Origin of the sequence: uncultured Bacteroides sp. (genome assembly GCF_958445495.1) — a bacterium.
Taxonomy (GTDB): domain Bacteria; phylum Bacteroidota; class Bacteroidia; order Bacteroidales; family Bacteroidaceae; genus Bacteroides.
Genome location: NZ_CAUCSQ010000021.1, coordinates 18,575 through 36,940, shown reverse-complemented (window position 1 = coordinate 36,940; position 18,366 = coordinate 18,575). Strand labels below are relative to the sequence as shown.

Here is an 18,366-nt window from a genome sequence, read left to right as displayed (position 1 = left end):
CCGATGGATAACTGCTTTTAAACTACGGAAGGAATGTGCAGGCATTTCTTTTTGATGATGACAAACCAGCTTAAAAGGGTGATTCCTTTGGCGACGGTCGTGACACTGACGGCCCACCAGATGCCTTCTACTCCCATTCCCATCCGCACGAACAGGATGGCGAGCGGAATACGCATATAGTTGCAGACGATACTGACAATGGCGGGAGGTACGGTACGCCCGATGCCGTAGAATACTCCTTGCATGGTGATTTCGAGCATCATGAAGAGCTGGGAATAGCCGTCGATACGCAGAAATATGCCGCCGGCCTCATAAGCGGCCTGTTCGGGAACGAAGATTGAAAAGACTTCATTTCCGGAGAAGATGAACAGCAGCGTGCAGAAGGTTCCGAAAATACCGGTCATCCATAGGGTCGTGTACCAGGCTTTGAGCACCCGTCGGGTTTGTCCGGCGGCGTAGTTTTGTGCGATGAAGGCGCTCAGTGCGGTAGAGAATCCTTGCGAGGTGTTCCAGGTAATCGCTTCGATTTGCCCTCCGGTGGTGAAGGTCATCAGTCCGATATGTCCTCCCTGTTCGGAGGCGGTCCGGCAAAGGAACATGTTCACGAAGGCGAAAAGCGTATTCAGGGTGGCTACGGGCAGTCCTAATTTCAAGATGCGTCGCGTGTATTTTTTCTTTAGCCGGGTGAAGAAGGGGAATCCTCCCAGCAGGGTGTCTTTACGGAAGCGGAGTTGGTAGATGAAGATGGCGAAAACGGTGGCTTGCGAGAGCCAGGTCGCATAGGCGGCGCCATTGGTTCCCAAACCGAATCCGAAAATAAAGAGGGGGTCGAGGATTATATTCAGTACCAGTCCCGTGCCGCTTATGTAGAATGGTATCTTGCTGCGTCCTGCCGCATTGTATATGCCGGTGAAGGCGGCGGAAAGGAATATGAACGGGAGTCCTGTGGAGATAATCCGGAGATATTCGATGGCGTTGGCGGTGATGTGTTCTTCGAGTTCGTAGATACGGATAATGGGGGCTGCAAATGTGAAAAGCAGTCCGCCCCAACAGAGGGAGATGAGGAGCGCGATTGTGATGTTGTGAGAGGCGAAGTGGCAGGCGTCTTCTTGGTTCCGGGCACCGATGGACTGTCCTACGCTGACTTCGGAGCCTACTTTGTTCAGCAGGGAGATTGAACCGGACATCCATGTCAGGATTCCTACGGAACCGATGGCGGCTACGGCTTCGCTTCCGATGCGGCCTACCCATGCCATGTCTGTGAGGCTGTATGCCATCTGTATGAATGAGGTCGCCATGATGGGCATCGCCAGGTTGAATAGCTGGTGGTTGATGGGTCCGTGTGTCAGGTTCTTTATTCCTTGCATATCTGTTTTTTCTATTTGAAAGGAGGCGCAAAGATATATAAAATTGTTATCTTCGCACTTAATTTATTCATTAATCAATGTATGTATGTACTATGAAACAGATTTTTTCTACTCTTTTGTGCTTGCTGCTTTCTTTGTTGCCTGCTTCTCGGGCGGTGGCGCAGGATGCTCCGGAACCTTTTGATATTGAACAACCGTCGCTTCGCGTTTTTCTTCCGGCGCCGGAACTGGCGACAGGCCGTGCGGTGGTGGCGTGTCCGGGCGGGGGATATTCGCATTTGGCTGTCGGGCATGAGGGGTATGACTGGGCGCCTTATTTCAATAAACAGGGGATTGCATTGATTGTTTTGAAATACCGTATGCCGAAAGGCGACTATACGCTTCCTGTTTCGGATGCGGAGGCTGCCATGAAAATGGCGCGGGACAGTGCCGATGTCTGGAACCTGAATCCGAATGACATAGGTATTATGGGTTTTTCCGCCGGAGGACATCTTGCATCGACAATCGCTACTCACGCCGCGCCGGGGATTCGTCCGGATTTCCAGATTCTTTTCTATCCGGTGATTACGATGGATAAGTCTTATACTCACATCGGTTCCCGCAATAGTTTTCTGAGCGAGAATGCTTCTGCTGAACTGGAAAAGGAATATTCTAACGAAAAGCAGGTGACGAAGGAAACGCCGCGCGCCTTCATCGTTTATAGCGATGACGATAAGGCGGTTCCTCCGGCCAACGGGGTGAATTATTATTTGGCCCTGAACAAGCATCATGTTCCTTCCGTACTTCATATTTATCCTTCCGGCGGACATGGTTGGGGAATTCGCGAAGGCTTCCTTTATAAGAATGAGATGCTGAACGAACTGACTTCCTGGCTGCATAGTTTCAAGGCTCCCCGCAAGGATGCCGTCCGGGTTGCTTGTGTCGGCAATAGCATAACGTATGGGGCGCGAATCAAGAATCGCGACCGTGACAGCTATCCTGCCGTATTGGGGCGTATGCTGGGAGAGGGGTATTGGGTGAGGAATTTCGGTGTGAGCGCCCGTACCTTATTAAATAAGGGTGACCGTCCTTACATGAAGGAGGAGGCTTATCGGGATGCGCTGGCTTTTAATCCCGATATCGTGGTGATAAAGTTGGGGACTAATGACAGCAAATCATTCAACTGGAAATATAAATCGGACTTCATGAAGGATATGCAGGCGATGGTCGATGCTTTCAAAGCGTTGCCTGCCCGGCCGGAAATTTACCTTTGCTATCCTTCCAAGGCTTATCAGACGGGAACCGGTATCAATGATGATATTATTTCCAAAGAGATAATTCCGATGATTAAGAAGGTGGCCGGGAAAAATAAACTGGAGGTTATCGACCTTCATTCTGCCATGGACAATATGCCGGAGTTGTTTCCGGATAAGATTCATCCCAATGAGAAAGGGGCTGAGGTGATGGCGAAAACGGTTTATGACTCGATAAAAAAGTAAGATGCCATTGTAAGGGCTGCTTCTGTATTCTACGGTTTGCACCGTTTCGGAAGTGGCCTTTTTTATTGTTGTTCTCCTGATTTACGCAAGGTGTCATGAAAAAGCTGCGGGCTGGAAATATTTTATGCAGGAAAGGATTGTAAATGAGGCGTTTGAATTGTGCACAAACTATAATAGGTGAGTTGTTCTTCTTATATTATGCTAAAAAATAATCTTTTTGTAAATCTAACTTTGTCATAAGCTTTAATTTTGCAATGTGAGCCTGTTGAAATGGTTATTCGGCGAATCTTTTTAAAACAAACAAACGTAGTGAGGCTTAGCCTGTGAGGTACGTAAATTTTTCATCAATTATGAACGAACGACAATCTTTCGGATTCTTCTCAAAGTTATTGGCTAATGCCAATATGGGGTGGTGGAAAGCCGATTTGGCGACGGAAAATTATACTTGTTCTGATTATATATCCGGAATCCTGGATTTGGATGAAACAGGGGTTATCAGTTTTGAGGATTTTAATCGGCGTATTTTAAATGAGGAACAGCGTCCTACGACGGTTCGTTCGTTTGATGTGTGCCGGGTTTCTGAAGTTGCTTATCTGTTTGATACGTCGAGAGGGCCTGTGTGGATGCGCAGTAAAATCTGTTTTCAGGAGGTGGACGAAAAAGGACATACGGTAGTTTACGGCATCGCGGAGATGCAGGACGGGCCGGATACCGTGACTGCTCATCAGGCTTTGCAGCGTAGCGAACGGCTTTTACACAATATTTACAAGCATCTGCCTGTCGGCATTGAGTTGTACGACAAAGAGGGAATATTGGTGGACTTGAATGACAAGGAGCTGGAAATGTTTCATGTGGGCAATAAAAAGGACTTTCTGGGCATTAATATTTTTGAGAATCCTATCTTTCCGGAAGAGATGAAGGAAAGATTGCGTAAGAATGAAGATGCGGATTTTACTTTCCGTTATGATTTTTCGAAGGTGGGGCAGTATTATCCGACTTCCAAGAAGGAGGGCACGATTGATTTGGTGACTAAGGTGACTACATTGTATGACGAGGACCGTAAGCCGGTGAATTATTTGCTGATTAATGCTGATAAAACGGAGACGACTGTCGCATATAACAAGATTCAGGAGTTTGAGGAGTTTTTTGAATTGGTAGGTGATTATGCGAAAGTCGGTTATGCTCATTTTAATATTTTAAGCAAACAGGGGTATGCGCAAAAGAGCTGGTACAGGAATGTGGGGGAAAAAAACGGTGTGCCTTTGTCGGAGATTATCGGCATTTACAAGTATTTTCATTCTGACGACCGTGAAGTGATTCTTCGTTTTTTTGAGGAGGTGAGGAAAGGAACGGCCAGCAAATTCTGTCACGATATACGTATCTTTAGGGAGAATGGGGAGTGTACATGGACGCATGTCAATTTCCTGGTTAAGAAGTATGCGCCTCAGGATAAAATTATAGAGCTAATCAGTATCAATTATGATATTACGGAATTGAAGCGGACGGAGGAGATGCTTGTCAATGCGCGTGACAAGGCGGAAGCGTCGGACCGGTTGAAGTCTGCGTTTCTGGCTAATATGAGTCATGAAATCCGTACTCCTTTGAATGCGATTGTGGGTTTCTCAAGCTTGTTGGCCGGTACCGACAGTGTGGCGGAGAGGGAGCTTTATAGTTCTTTAATCAATCATAATAATGAGCTTTTGCTCAATTTGGTGAATGATGTGTTGGATTTATCTAAAATAGAGGCGGGGTATCTGGAATTACATCAAGACTGGTTCAGCCTTTCGGAACTGCTTGACGAAAGCGTGGCGGAGTATGCGCGTCTGCTTCCTTCGGGTGTGGAGCTTGTGACTGATTATCCGGAACATGGCTTTTTAGTGGAATTGGATAAGTTGCGTATAAAGCAGATTTTGAATAATTTCCTTTCGAATGCTTTGAAGAATACGACTTGCGGATATATAAAAGTGTTTTACGAGGTGGACGGGCAGGTTGTCAGGATAGGGGTAGAGGATACCGGGCGGGGTATTCCTCAAAATATGCTGGACAAGATATTTGAAAGGTTCGAGAAGATAGATTCTTTTACGCAGGGGGCCGGTTTGGGATTGCCGATTTGCAAGTCTATCGTTGAGAAGATGGACGGACGGATTTCTGTGGATTCCCGGCTGGGGGCGGGTACTGCTTTTGTGGTCGAGCTGCCTTGCCGTTCTGTATCGATAAGTGATTAGAATTTGACGTGCCGGGGGATGCCGTCATTTTGTCCGTTAAGGATGCGTTATCTGTTTGGTTTTTATGGTGTGGTTCATTTTTATTATAAAAATTTGGTTTTACTGTAGGAAATCAGTTGTACGGAACCCGGAATGTTCCATTCGTTTAGGGTTAGTCAGAGACAAGAGTGTACAATAGTGGAGAGTATTGCATAATTGTGGGATGGAATAATAAATCTTACAGAAATACTATCTTTTTAAGTATTTGTACTTCATCTGCAAACTTTTTTATTTCACCATGTCTTGCAGTTATGTCTATAACTTCACTATGTTCGTGACTCCCGTCTCCGACTAATCCTATAATTGACAGGAAGAAAAATAGAAGTAATAAAGTTCTGATGTAAACAACAAGTTATTCTATAACTATCACATTGTTTAATCTATACTCCATGAATCACGCCATGCTATTACGGGTTCATCCTTTTCGAACTGAATAGGTAACCAAATGTAACGGGAATTTATTAAATCTTTTTTTTCCCAACGATCAAACATTGCAATATAAGCGTCTTTTTTCCCTACTATTGGTAATACATAGGTGCTTTGCCCGTAAAATGTTTTTTCTGCATTTTTACCACGGCAAGGATTTGTTTTTAAAGTCCAAGTACCCAATATTGAATCAGCAACTGCATATAGGGCTTTATTAGGTGACCATCCTGTACAACCGGAGGTTATCATATAATATTTTCCGTTTCTTTTAAAAATAGCAGGAGCCTCCCGGGATTTTCCCACAAAATTTCGAGTAAATGTGCCTGTATGGTCAAGATAGTCATCTGTTAATAAACTGATATGTAATGTGGCATTGTTTTCAGATGAATATAATAAATAGGCTTTACCGTCATCATCTTTAAATAATGTCATATCACGACTCATGTTTTGATTAGGGCGCATAGAACGTATATAGGTAAATTCTCCTGTCGGAGTATCACAAATGGCTACTCCGGCGCAAGCCTTTGAGTAATCATCACTGTCTACATGTAACCACATTACAAACTTCTTTGTTTTTTCATTATAAATCACTTTGGGACGTTCTAAAACCTTAGAAGGATGCAAATCGGAGGTCGGATCTGATAATTCAGGCTTTAATACAACTCCTTCAAAGGTCCAGTTATATAGATCTTTTGAAGAATAACAGGAGATGCCACCCGCTTCTGTACGATAACATTCCCAGTTCGGTACATTCGGATTCCAATAAGTGGAGTCTCCTTTTAATTCACCATACCAATAATAGGTTCCTTCGTGATAAAGAATACCCCCTCCATGTGCATTAATTATTTGTCCTTTGGTGTCTTTCCATAAGGCTCCGGATTCAATTGTCCGTTTTTCTTCTACAAGTTCAAATACGCAACTTGAAGTATGCCGATTGGATAAGATAGGCAAACCAATAGTCATTAGGTAGTCTCCGGAATATACTTTGCCAGAGAGAAGACTTTTGCGACTTTTCAAAGGTATATTTAATTCCTTTAAACGATAGAAGGCGTTAGGCTTGAGTCCTTGCAAACGTACATTATTTAACGGGGAAGCATAACGGGGGTGCAAATTGTAGGCAAATAATACAGCTCTATCTTGTTCTTTCCCTGTATATAGGAAAACAGCATGTTCTGTCTCGTAAGGGGATACGAGACGATATTGGTCTCCATCCAGAATGACAGGTTTCAACCTATTGAAATCACTTACGGCTTGATGGCAAAGCGAAAGCTCTTTATCTGTCATTTGTTGTGTGCGGATATCGAAACCTAATTTGCACATCATAGCTACATCAAGACGAAATTTTAAGGGTTGTTTTCCCCAATTGGTTACATGAGCCGCCATGGCTTTAGCTGGGAAGAAATGAGAAAACCCCCATTGAATAAAGATTCTCTCAATCGGATCGGTATTATCGCTAGGCCAAAATTCGGTAAAATATTTAAGGGCTTCATAATCGGAACGCCCACCTCCACCGGAACAAAGCATCATCGGTAAATCCGGGTATTTGGCTTTAATGCGTTCAAATATCCGATATAATCCTTTTACATAGTTGATATATAAATGACTTTGCTTATTCTTTAGATAGGTGGAGTAAATATTAGTGATAGGGCTATTGCAATCCCATTTAAAATAGGCAATATTGGGATATTTTGTCATTAGATTATCTACTACACTGAAAACATAATCCTGTACTTCCGGATTGCTCAAATCAAGTACTAGTTGATTACGGAAATAATACTCTTCCCGATTTGGAAAATGAATAACCCAATTGGGATGTTTTTGGTATAAATCACTTTTCGGACTAACCATTTCCGGCTCAATCCAAAGTCCGAATTTGAGATTTTTATCTGTAGCTGTCTTTATTAGATAACCAATTCCATTCGGAAGTTTGTTTTTTGTTTCTTCCCAGTCTCCTAGTCCTTGATGGTCGTTGTTTCGCGGATATTTGTTGCCAAACCATCCATCGTCTAACAAAAACATATCAACTCCTAATTTCACCGCTTCATCCATGAGTTCACATAATTTTTGTTCATCAAAACTAAAATAGGTAGCTTCCCAGTTATTTAATAATGTCATACGATCACCCATGCCATCTTTCAATTGGTATTTACGTGCCCAGTCATGAAAATTACGACTTGCTGTTCCTTTCCCGGTGGTGCTATAAGTAAATATAAACTCTGGAGTAGTAAATGTTTCACCTGGATTCAATTTATATTCTGATGCATAAGGGTTGATGCCCGAAAGTACGCGAAGGTTATTTTCATGGTCTTTTTCAAAAGTGAATCGATAATTGCCTGTCCACCCAAGTGTGCCGAATACAACTTCACCTTCCTTCTCAGCAGCAGGCTTGTCAAATGAAAGTATAAAGAAGGGGGAACAGAACATATTGGCTCGACTTCCTAGTTTGGTGTCTAATACTTTCTTTCCGTAAGAAAGTTGTGATTCGGTCATATTTACTTCGTGTGCCCAATTTCCTGCAAATTCAGTTAGGAAATAAGCGTCATTTGTAAAATGAAGTAATGAAGAAACATACTTGTATAATGTTACAGGTTGCTTTTCATTATGCTGTATTTTTGTATATGTTTTGATTATATCTTGTTCTGGATAGGATATATAATGTAAGTCGACTTTTACGGGATATGTATTATCACGTAAACAAATAATTGTCTCTATACTTCCATCTGGATTCTTAGAAACCTTATGAGTCTCATAGTTCAACAATAGAGACGGATTTCCATCATTATGCAGTATGTGGATAGCAGGCTCATAATAGTCTTCCATGCCATGAGTTAAATAGATTTCTTTCCCCAATGGAAGATGTGTATATTCGGATTCGAACTTCAATCGTTTGCCGATATACTGCTGATAGACACGTTTGTTATCTGCAATCTTATAAATAAGATCTATATTTTGGGTTGAAATCCGAATTAGCTGTTTTTCACTGCCATTTGCCGGCCTCCCCATACAAAGAAGCAGATAAATAATTAGATAGAGTTTATTCCTCACTGTATATAAGATTTAAATTTTAATACTTTTTTACTTTCACTTGTTCCAGGCGCAATTGCATGTCACGTACGATTTGAGGATATTCTGAAGCACAATTATTTTGTTCTCCTTCGTCGTCAGATAGTCGATAGAGTTGTGGCTCCTGGCTGTTACCAAGTTCTATATTGGCTGGAGTATATTTAGCGGCTCCTTTTCCCGGAGCAATATATTTCCAGTCGTGAGTACGAATAGAGAGGTTATTATTCACATTTTGCTCGATAACATATTTACGTCCTGTTTTATCTTTCCCTAACCATGCGTTTAATTGATTTTCACTGTCTGGTCCTGCTTCGGCTGGTAAAGTTATTCCCAAAAGATGAGCAAAACTGTTTATCCAATCTATCTGGCTAACCATTGCATGGGAAACTGCAGGCTTTACTGTGCCTTTCCATCTCAAAATACACGGGACACGGGAACCTGCTTCATAACTACTATACTTTCCTCCTCTTAGATTTCCCCATGGACGGTGATTGCCCAGTAGTTCTACCGCTTGATCTTTGTATCCGTCATCTATTACCGGACCATTATCACTTGACAATATGATTATGGTATTTTTGTCGAGTTTTAAGTGTTTCAATGTTTTCATAACTTCTCCAACACTCCAGTCAAATGAGAGCAATGCATCTCCACGAGCGCCCATACCGCTTTTCCCACGAAAACGCGCATGTGGTACTCTAGGTACATGAATATCATTTGTACCTAAATAAAGGAAAAAAGGATTTCCATTTTTCTGACTTTCTATAAATCTTATGGCATGGGTGACAATACTGTCTGCAATGTTTTCATCTTTCCAACGAGCCGAGTGTCCTCCTTTCATATACCCTATACGTGAGATTCCGTTAACAATAGCTTGGTTATGTCCATGGGAGGGGTGTAATGTCAAAAGTTCAGGATTAGCTTTTCCTGTAGGTTCGCCTGGTATCGGTTTGTTATAACTTACTTCTATCGGATCGGAGGGGTCTAGATTTACTACTCGTCCATTTCTCATGAAAACACAAGGGGTACGATCGGCTGTGGCAGCCATGATATATGAGTAATCAAATCCTAGGTCATAGGGATTAGGAGTGACCAAACCATTCCAATTCTGCTTTCCGGTTTCGGTTCCTAAACCAAGATGCCATTTGCCGACAACAGCCGTTGAATATCCGGCATCTTTGAACATATCAGCAATTGTATAACGTTCCGGACTAATAATCATACCGGCATTTCCGGCGGCAATCCCTGTTCCGGGACGACGCCAGGCATATTCTCCTGTTAACATGGCATAACGCGCAGGAGTGCTTGTGGCTGCCGCACTGTATGCATTGGTGAAACGAATGCCTTCATTGGCTAGTTTATCGACATTAGGAGTTGAAATCGTTTTCACACTCTGGTTACAGCTTAAATCACCATAGCCAATATCATCGGCATAAATGAATATGACATTAGGCCGTGAGGGTATTTCTTTTCCTTCGTTTTGCTCCTTTTCTGAAAGGAGTTCGTCTGAAGTATGATGACAGGCATAAACAGATGTCAGTGAAGAAGCTACAATGGAAAATGTTGTTAATGGAAATAATATAGAATTTCTTTTCATATTTATTATCTGTTTGATTATTCATGTGGAATATTATAAACTAGTGTGCGTGTTCCATCCCATGCAACTGCTTTGATACAAGTGGAACCTTCAGGATAGGAAACTATAGTGGAGCCACCATAACCGAATCCTGTTCCGCAAATGGCTGCTTTAGTCAGTACATCACCTGCATAGGTCTCATAAACTACTGCATTTTTCCAGATATCGACAGACACAGTACGGAAATTTTTGTTTTCTTTATTATTGATGATAGAATTGGTAACTCCTTCATTCAATTTTCCTGTAACAGCCAACCTGTCACGGAACATTTCTACACTATTTCCCGAAATGTAATATAACACGGGAGTAAGAGGTTTCTGATATTGTGCACCGTGACTTTTTATTGCTGCTACATCTTCAGCGGTGATTGTCAATCTGGAGGTATTGCCATAATCATTCACAGGCTGATCTATTTCTTTCAACATTCCCACTTTTTCAAAGAACTCTGTCAGGTCTTGTTGCATGATATCACATGCATTTTTCATGAAGTTCAATTGAATTTTTCCCGGTCCAGATAGATTTTCATCTTTCCATGCTTTTGTAAGCAAATCGGGATAAAAATCTTCAGGTCCCATTTTGGCAACCTTTGCATACAACTGCAACTGCCAAAGCGGTATTAGGCTGACAAACACGTCTCCATTTGCCAAATCGGATTTATATTGGCCTTTTTGAAACAACCATGGTTGGCCACCAATAATCCCACTCAGCATATAGCTGCTATAACGTCCTCCGATTAACTTCGGACTACCTAATCCATTGGAAATATTTTCGTGCTCTAAACGTAATTTATGTGGTGTAAACTGATATTGTACCCATATGGAATATAGATTGTTTGTAACTTCCGTTGTTCCGTGCCATTTCATATTAGGACGTATTTGGTTGATATGTCCTAACTCGTGTGCTATCACCCAGCTATTAGCACCGATATTATCAGGGTTAAGCGGCATATCAGGTAAAGAAATCCCTTTGCTATTGGCGTTTGGATTACCACCATAGCTTTTACGGCCGAACATGCGATTTACAGGGCGCCAATTATGCTTATACATTCCCATCAGTTCCTGTTCTCTACGTACAATTTCATCATATAGTTCGATCATTTCTCTACCACGGTCCGGACATTTCTTCAATAGACTAGGCTTATCAATTGCTAACTGGATATATTTGCCACGTACATCCAATATGCCACAATCAGACTCTTCATTGTTCAATAATTGATGCCATTCTGCTGTGTCATCACCCCGCTCATAGTCGAACCAGCCATTCACTTGCCCTGTTGCTATATGGATTTTCACATCAGGAGTAGCGTCTGCAGTCTCTTTGTTGTCTGTCCAATTTTCAATATATCCAAGTCCATTATGAGAAATTGTAAATGTATTGGTCCCTGGAATTAATGGATAGGAACTGGTCTTTTCTTTACCTTCCTTACTCCAATCCACCACTTTCATGTTTAGTGTTTGCTGAGTTTCTCCGACAAAAATAACAGCCAAATCCCCTTCCTTGAAATAAATGCCTGTCGGATTCTCAAAGCGGTTGTATGCTCCCAATTTCTTGGTATTTGCTTCCATTTCCGGATAGGCTTGGTACATTTGAATGCGTTTCTGGTTATATACATTATCATATAATTCTAATGCAATCTGTTTTAATAAAGCTGATTTGCCTTCAGGCAATGCTTCTATCTGTTCTCTCGTTACTTCAGGTTTCAGCTCCGTACAAGTAATGTCCGTGAAAAGATCAGTGGCAACTCCTTTGGCTTGTTGGTAGAATTGAATTTCCGCACAACTAGCTTGATCATAATGTCCTGATTTTATGATAAAGCGGACTGCTTGAGGGTTTTCGATAGGTTGTTCTAATATTTGTTTTGTATATGTATCTCTCTGTTGGAAATCAAAATTTCCTACTGATACGAATTCACCGGATTTATTTTGATACTGCATCTCAAATTCTCCCCAATTCCCATTCTTACTTTTATCTTGACGTGGGTAATAAATGAAGTAGTCAATGCGTCTCTCTTCATCTGCAAAATAATAAGTTAGTGTCACTGGTAGGTAACCGTGTCCTTTAGAATTAAAGTGTGTTCCGTATTTACCGTCAAATGATAACTCTATCTTCTGATTTTGATACCAAAAGTCTGGAGTTTCTACGCCGTCAATTAATCCCGTAGCTGTTGCTGAAGTAATTTGCAACAGGATATCAACAAAACCTTCATCGTCTTCATCTCCTGGCAGTATTTCTTCTGCAGGTGATTTCTGTATTAGTTCTTCATTACTATCACTACATGCTGTAAACAAACAGATGTTTATCAGACACCAAAATAAGAATAAATTTTTCATAATAGTACATTTGTTATTCAAAGTTATATTTAAAAATAGGGTTCTTTGTATGTGCTTTATCCATCAACTTCCTGAGGTGTTCGACCCGGTCAGGATACTGTTTTGCTACATTGTATTGCTCTTTGGGATCTTCTGACAAATTATATAGTTCATAATGAGTCTTTTTAGGGGCATTAATTTGCAAACGGAGGAGCTTCCAATCATTTTGGAGGATTGCTTGTGTACCTTTCTTTTCGTAGAACTCAAAGTACAGATAATCGTGTTTTGGCTGGTCCATTCCTTTCAAGGTAGGTAAATAAGAAATTCCATCGATATTATGTGGACAAGGAATTCCTGTTATGTCGCAAACGGTAGGCAGAAAATCCCAAAAAGCAGACACGTGTTCGTTTTGGCTTCCTGGAGCAATTACGCCAGGCCATCTAACAATAAATGGGGTACGGATTCCTCCTTCATAAAAGTCGCGTTTAATGCCACGTAAACCGGCATTACTATTAAAGAATTTAGGGTCATGCCCGCCTTCTTGATGCACTCCATTGTCTGAGGTGAAAATTATGATTGTATTTTCAGATATACCTTTCTTTTTCAATAGATCCATGATTTGTTCCACGTTTTTATCAAGTAAAGTAACCATCGCCGCATAGGCTGCACGTGGTTTGGGCTGTGCGCAATAATGTCCTCCTTTGAAAGGAGTTTCTAAAAACTTACCATCGTATTCTTTTAGGTTTTCTTCCGGTACGGCTAGTTCTGCGTGCGGAATAGTGGGACTCAGATAAAGGAAAAATGGTTGTTCTGCATTTTTATCTATGAAATCCAATGCTTTTTCTATTATTAAATTATGAGAGTACTGTGTTTTATTTAGCATGATTTTTTGATTATTTTCAAATAAAAAAGATGGATAATAAGAATGTGCATGTCCTTGCCCCAAATAACCATAAAAATAATCAAATCCATGACGATTAGGATGGCCTTCACTTTCTGGCCCTCCCATTCCCCATTTCCCAATGCAAGCGGTTTTGTAATTTTTTTGTTTTAATAATTCTGCTACCGTAATTTCCTCATCTGGTAACGGGGTATCATATTTTTCTCCGTCAGCAAGTATCACTGTTTTATTACCACGAATCGCAGAGTGCCCGGTATGCTTGCCTGTCATTAGGGAACAGCGTGAAGGTGCACTGATTGAAGAAGCAGAATAATGTCTCATAAATGTCATGCCATTACGTGCCAGTTCATCAATAAACGGGGTCTTGATTTGTTGTTGCCCATAACAGCCCAGATCTCCTATGCCCAAATCATCAGCCATTATATAGATAATATTAGGAGTCTGTTGATGATTTTTTCCTGATGTTTTCGTGTCTTCTGCCTGACAAGCTGTAGGAAACAAGAGTAAAGTAGATAGAAATAATTGGTTATTCATTATGTTTTTCATTTAGAGTTTTTAATCTGGTGGTAAAGGTAGGGACATTCGTTTACAGAGATAGGGCATTTCCGTAACACATTGAAGACTGTCTTGTAACATTTTGGGAAAAAAATCAAAAACAGTTCATATTTAATAGTAATGAATTATCCACAACAATTAGTTTTGGAATATTTTTCCATTCTGTTTGTTTTTTTTATACCCCTTTTTTATCTTTACTCACAATTTTATCAACATATAATATATAATTATGTATAGAAAAACACATTTATCTACTCTTTTCTTATTTGTATATTTGTTAATCTATAGTGTACCTTCCAATGCTTTTTCAGTTGGGAATAATCTACGTTTTGAACATCTGACGATTGATGAAGGATTAGCTCAATCAGATGTTACTGCTATTATACAGGACCGAACAGGATATCTTTGGATGGGAACGAATAACGGATTAAATCTTTATGATGGTTATCGATTTGTTCGCTGGAAATGGGATCCAAAGGCCGTAGAAAGTACGATATCAAGTAATCCTATTATTTCTTTGTCTGCCGGAAAAGATGGTAAAGTATGGATTGCTACTACTACTTCTTTAGATGCTTATGATCCGGATATCGCAGGATTTATCAACTATAAACAACAATTAAAAGAAGCTCTTTCTGATAATTCCGGTAATTTCAGAATAAATAAGGTGTATTGTGATGATCGAGGAGAAGTATGGCTTTGCTATCGTAATAAATTATTATGGCTGAACACTAACGAACAAAAATTTGAAGTATGGACTATTAAAGCTCAGGGAGTAAAGCCTAATTACATACAAGATATGAAGATGGATAAACATCGTAACCTTTATTTAGGTAGTAATCGGGGAATTTTTGTTTTCAACACTCAATCTAAAACTTTTCGTTATTTATTTGATAGGAAAGCTCCTAAAAAATATTTACGTTATCAAGTAAATTCAATGCTGATAGACCCTAATGGGGATATATTGGCAGGAACTTCGAACGGGCTATGGTTACTTACTCCGACAGGTAATATTATTAAAGAGATTATTCTTGACGAGCATCATGGAAACAATGTTATTACTGCTTTGTTGCGTGATTCGCAAAATCAAATATGGGCAGGAAGTCGTAAAAGTGGGTTGTATTTAATTAGGAATAATGAAATAAAACAATTTAAAGCTAATGATAGCGAAAATAGCAGTCTTAGTTATAATGAAGTATTGTCTCTTTATGAAGATGCTTCAGGAATCCTATGGATAGGAACTGCTACAGGCGGACTTAATAAATTAATTCTTCAGGAATCCCCATTTGTGAATATTTATCATCAACCAAAGGCTGTAAATACACTAAGTGATAATTTAGTACATGCTATCTATACAGAAGATGGAGAAACTGTATGGCTGGGGACACAGAACGGCATTCTTAACGAGTGGAATACGCAGACAAATTGTTTTATACATTATAAACTGCCGAGCCATATTACGGCTATTAATAAAAAAACTTCCGAGGAACTATGGATAGGTACGGGGGAGGGCCTTAAGGTGTTCAATAAAAAAACAAAGAAAGTCATTCCATTCCGATTGGAGAATCGTATCAATCGTTCATTCACAAGTGTTCTCTATCAAGATAGGGGAGACACATTGTGGTGTGGTAGTGGTGGAGGTGTTTGTCTGATTGCTCCAGATGGTACAGCTAGTCAATTGTATGTGGACAATGTTGCTGTAAAAAGGAATATACGTAGTATTATCCAGACTAAAGATGGTGATGTATGGATAGGTACACGAGATAATGGTATCATGCATATACATCGTACTTCCAAGGGATTCCAATCTATTAATAAAGAAAAAGGTAATAGCATATATAATGATATTTCTTACTTTTTTGAAGATTCTGAAGAACGTTTATGGATAGGTACGTGGGGGGCTGGATTATATCAGATTATGGACAGAGATACTCTTGGATACCGTAATTATTCGGAGATGGACGGATTATCGGATAATCTGATATACAGTATATATGAAGACAAAAATGGACAATTGTGGATTAGTACTTGTAATGGACTGGCTAGTTTCAATCCTGATACGGAATCATTTCATAAATATACTTCTTACGATGGATTGTCAAGTAATGAATTTTCTAAAGGAGCCCACTTCCAAGATTCGCGAGGAATCATTTATTTGGCAGGACTGAATGGTGTCACGGTGTTTCAGCCAGAAAAGATTTGTACTCGTTCCCAGTCTCCTCAGGTTGCAATTACCGGATTGCAGGTATATAATACCACTATTCGTCCGGGAAAGAAATATGAAGGCAAAGTGATTCTACCACAGGCCATTAGTTCTACAGATCACATAACTTTAAAGTATGATGAGCGTCACTTTACATTTAGTTTCGTAGTGTTTTCTTATCATGCCCCGCAGAAAAATCGTTTTGCTTATCGCCTGTCTGGAATTGATAAAGAATGGGTGTACACTAATGAGCATAGTTCTGCTTCCTATTCGCATCTTAATCCTGGTACTTATTTATTTGAAGTTAAAGGATGTAATTCTGATGGTATCTGGAGTGAAAAAATCATACGGATGACTATAACAATACTTCCTCCTTTTTGGGCAACTCCAATGGCGTATTTTGTATATCTTATCTTCATCACGGGGGTAAGTATAGTTATAATCTTATGGATTAGAAGAAAAAGTGAAATGAAACGTATCTTAATGCAAGAAAAGGTGTATGAGGAAAATCAAAAGGCGCTCTATCATGCCAAGATGAAATTTTATACTAATATATCTCATGAATTACGTACTCCTGTAACTTTAATTGTTGGGTTGGCAGAGAAGTTAGAACATAATTTTCAAGAAGAAGGAGAAGAAAAGCATACTATGCTTAGTATTATCTCTAAAAATGCAAAGATGCTTTTGCGTCTGATTAATGACTTGCTCGATTTCCGGAAAATAGAGACTGGCAATATGCATTTGAACCCGTTGCCTCAAGAAATTATTCCTTTTGTACGTACTACTTGTTCTTTCTTTGAAGAGAGAGCTAAAGAACGTAACCTTCGTCTTTCTTTCTATAGTGATGACTGTAATCAACTCATATTGATGATAGACATTAATACGGTACAACGTATTATTTACAATCTTTTATCCAATGCCGTAAAATTTGCTCATTCCTATATTGAAGTAGCAGTCGAAAAGAAAACATGCAATGGACAAGAATGGTTATTGATTTCTGTCAGAAATGATGGGGAAAGTATCCCTGAGGAGGAACAGGAAAAGATTTTTTCCCGATTTTATCAAATTGACACAGGAAACCATCATACTCCTGGCTCCGGTATAGGTCTCAATCTTTGTAGAGAACTAGCTCATCTGCATCAAGGCGAAATACAGTTATCTAGTAAACCTGGAGAAGGTGCCACATTCACATTGTATTTACCTGTAGTTTATCCTGAATTGCCGGAACCTCCGTCAATCAATGAATTGGAGGAAATAAGAAAAGAGGAAAAGCAATTGCCCATTTTGCTCATTATTGATGATAACAAAGATATTCGTTACTATATGCATCATTTACTATCTGACGAGTATGAAATCATGGAGGCTAGTGGAGGTCTGCAAGGTTGGGAAATGATACAGCAATATCTGCCGGACATCGTTATTAGCGATGTTATGATGCCTGATATGGATGGGATTGAGCTGTGTCATCGTATCAAGACATCACCGAATACATGTCATATCCCTGTGATACTGGTGACTGCAAAACTTTCAGACACATCACAAATACAAGCTCTGAAATGTGGAGCAGATTCATATATTGTCAAACCTTTTACCGAAACGCATATCAAAGCCCAAGTTACTAATATACTTGTCAGCCGTGAAAAACTAAAGGAACAGTTACTGAAAGAGTTATCTAACAATATCGGTCAGCCGACGGCAGTTCCGTTACAAGACAAATTGTTACAAAAAATAGTAAATACAATTGAAAGTAATCTGGATAATTCAGAATATGATATTGACCGTCTTAGCAAAGATATCGGTCTGAGCCGTATGCATCTCTACAGGAAGTTAAAAGGGATTATCGGGCAGACTCCTTCTGATTTCATACGTGACTACAAGCTTGCCCGTGCTGCTGAACTTTTAAAGCGTCCGGATTTGAATGTTGCTGAAGTGAGCGATATGACTGGATTTGCATCTCCCAAGATGTTTCGTACTTATTTCAAGAAAAAGTATAATTTAACCCCTTCGGAATATCAAAAAAACTATTTCATCAACGATAAAAGCTAGTAAAAAGACCAAGTGTTACATAATGGGATGTAATCTGTTACAAAAGAATCCCATCTCAAAGTTGTTACAAACATACTTTTGCGGAAGATAAATACTGAATCTAAATTACTAACTTAAATTGTGG

Annotated in this window: 8 protein-coding genes and 1 pseudogene; 3 read left to right on the top strand and 6 right to left on the bottom strand. The window is 40.0% G+C overall.

The features are described 5' to 3' along the window. Nucleotides 1-17: 17 nt before the first annotated feature. A complete protein-coding gene (locus Q5076_RS09185; RefSeq protein WP_303012637.1) occupies nt 18-1,367 on the bottom strand; it encodes an MATE family efflux transporter in 1,350 nt (449 codons plus the stop codon). Nucleotides 1,368-1,459: 92 nt separating this feature from the next. Here Q5076_RS09185 and Q5076_RS09180 point away from each other — a divergent pair, with 92 nt between their 5' ends. Beyond that, on the top strand, nt 1,460-2,845 hold the full coding sequence (locus Q5076_RS09180) for a GDSL-type esterase/lipase family protein (RefSeq protein WP_303012636.1): 1,386 nt from the start codon (nt 1,460-1,462) through the stop codon (nt 2,843-2,845). Nucleotides 2,846-3,195: 350 nt separating this feature from the next. Continuing rightward, complete coding sequence (locus Q5076_RS09175) at nt 3,196-5,070, top strand: PAS domain-containing sensor histidine kinase (protein ID WP_303012635.1); 1,875 nt, start codon at nt 3,196-3,198, stop codon at nt 5,068-5,070. A 414-nt stretch (nt 5,071-5,484) separates the two neighbouring features. Here the strand turns inward: Q5076_RS09175 and Q5076_RS09170 are convergent, their stop codons facing one another. From Q5076_RS09170 to Q5076_RS09150, 5 genes and pseudogenes are all read right to left on the bottom strand, one after another. Then, nucleotides 5,485-6,357 (bottom strand): glycoside hydrolase family 43 protein, encoded by an 873-nt coding sequence (locus tag Q5076_RS09170; protein WP_368389380.1) that lies wholly within the window; start codon nt 6,355-6,357, stop codon nt 5,485-5,487. A gap of 72 nt (nt 6,358-6,429) precedes the next feature. Then, nucleotides 6,430-8,538 (bottom strand): annotated as a pseudogene (locus Q5076_RS09165) (alpha-galactosidase); the annotation flags it as partial. 61 nt (nt 8,539-8,599) lie between these two features. After that, nucleotides 8,600-10,192 carry a sulfatase-like hydrolase/transferase gene (locus tag Q5076_RS09160; RefSeq protein WP_303012634.1) on the bottom strand — a complete coding sequence of 531 codons (1,593 nt, stop codon included), beginning with the start codon at nt 10,190-10,192 and terminating at the stop codon, nt 8,600-8,602. 17 nt (nt 10,193-10,209) lie between these two features. After that, nucleotides 10,210-12,561, bottom strand: a complete 2,352-nt coding sequence (locus tag Q5076_RS09155; protein WP_303012633.1) for a M60 family metallopeptidase — start codon at nt 12,559-12,561, stop codon at nt 10,210-10,212. A gap of 13 nt (nt 12,562-12,574) precedes the next feature. Then, entirely contained in the window at nt 12,575-13,987 is a 1,413-nt protein-coding gene (locus Q5076_RS09150; RefSeq protein WP_303012632.1) for an arylsulfatase, read from the bottom strand. 238 nt (nt 13,988-14,225) lie between these two features. Here Q5076_RS09150 and Q5076_RS09145 point away from each other — a divergent pair, with 238 nt between their 5' ends. Then, entirely contained in the window at nt 14,226-18,242 is a 4,017-nt protein-coding gene (locus tag Q5076_RS09145; RefSeq protein ID WP_303012631.1) for a two-component regulator propeller domain-containing protein, read from the top strand. Nucleotides 18,243-18,366: the final 124 nt, after the last annotated feature.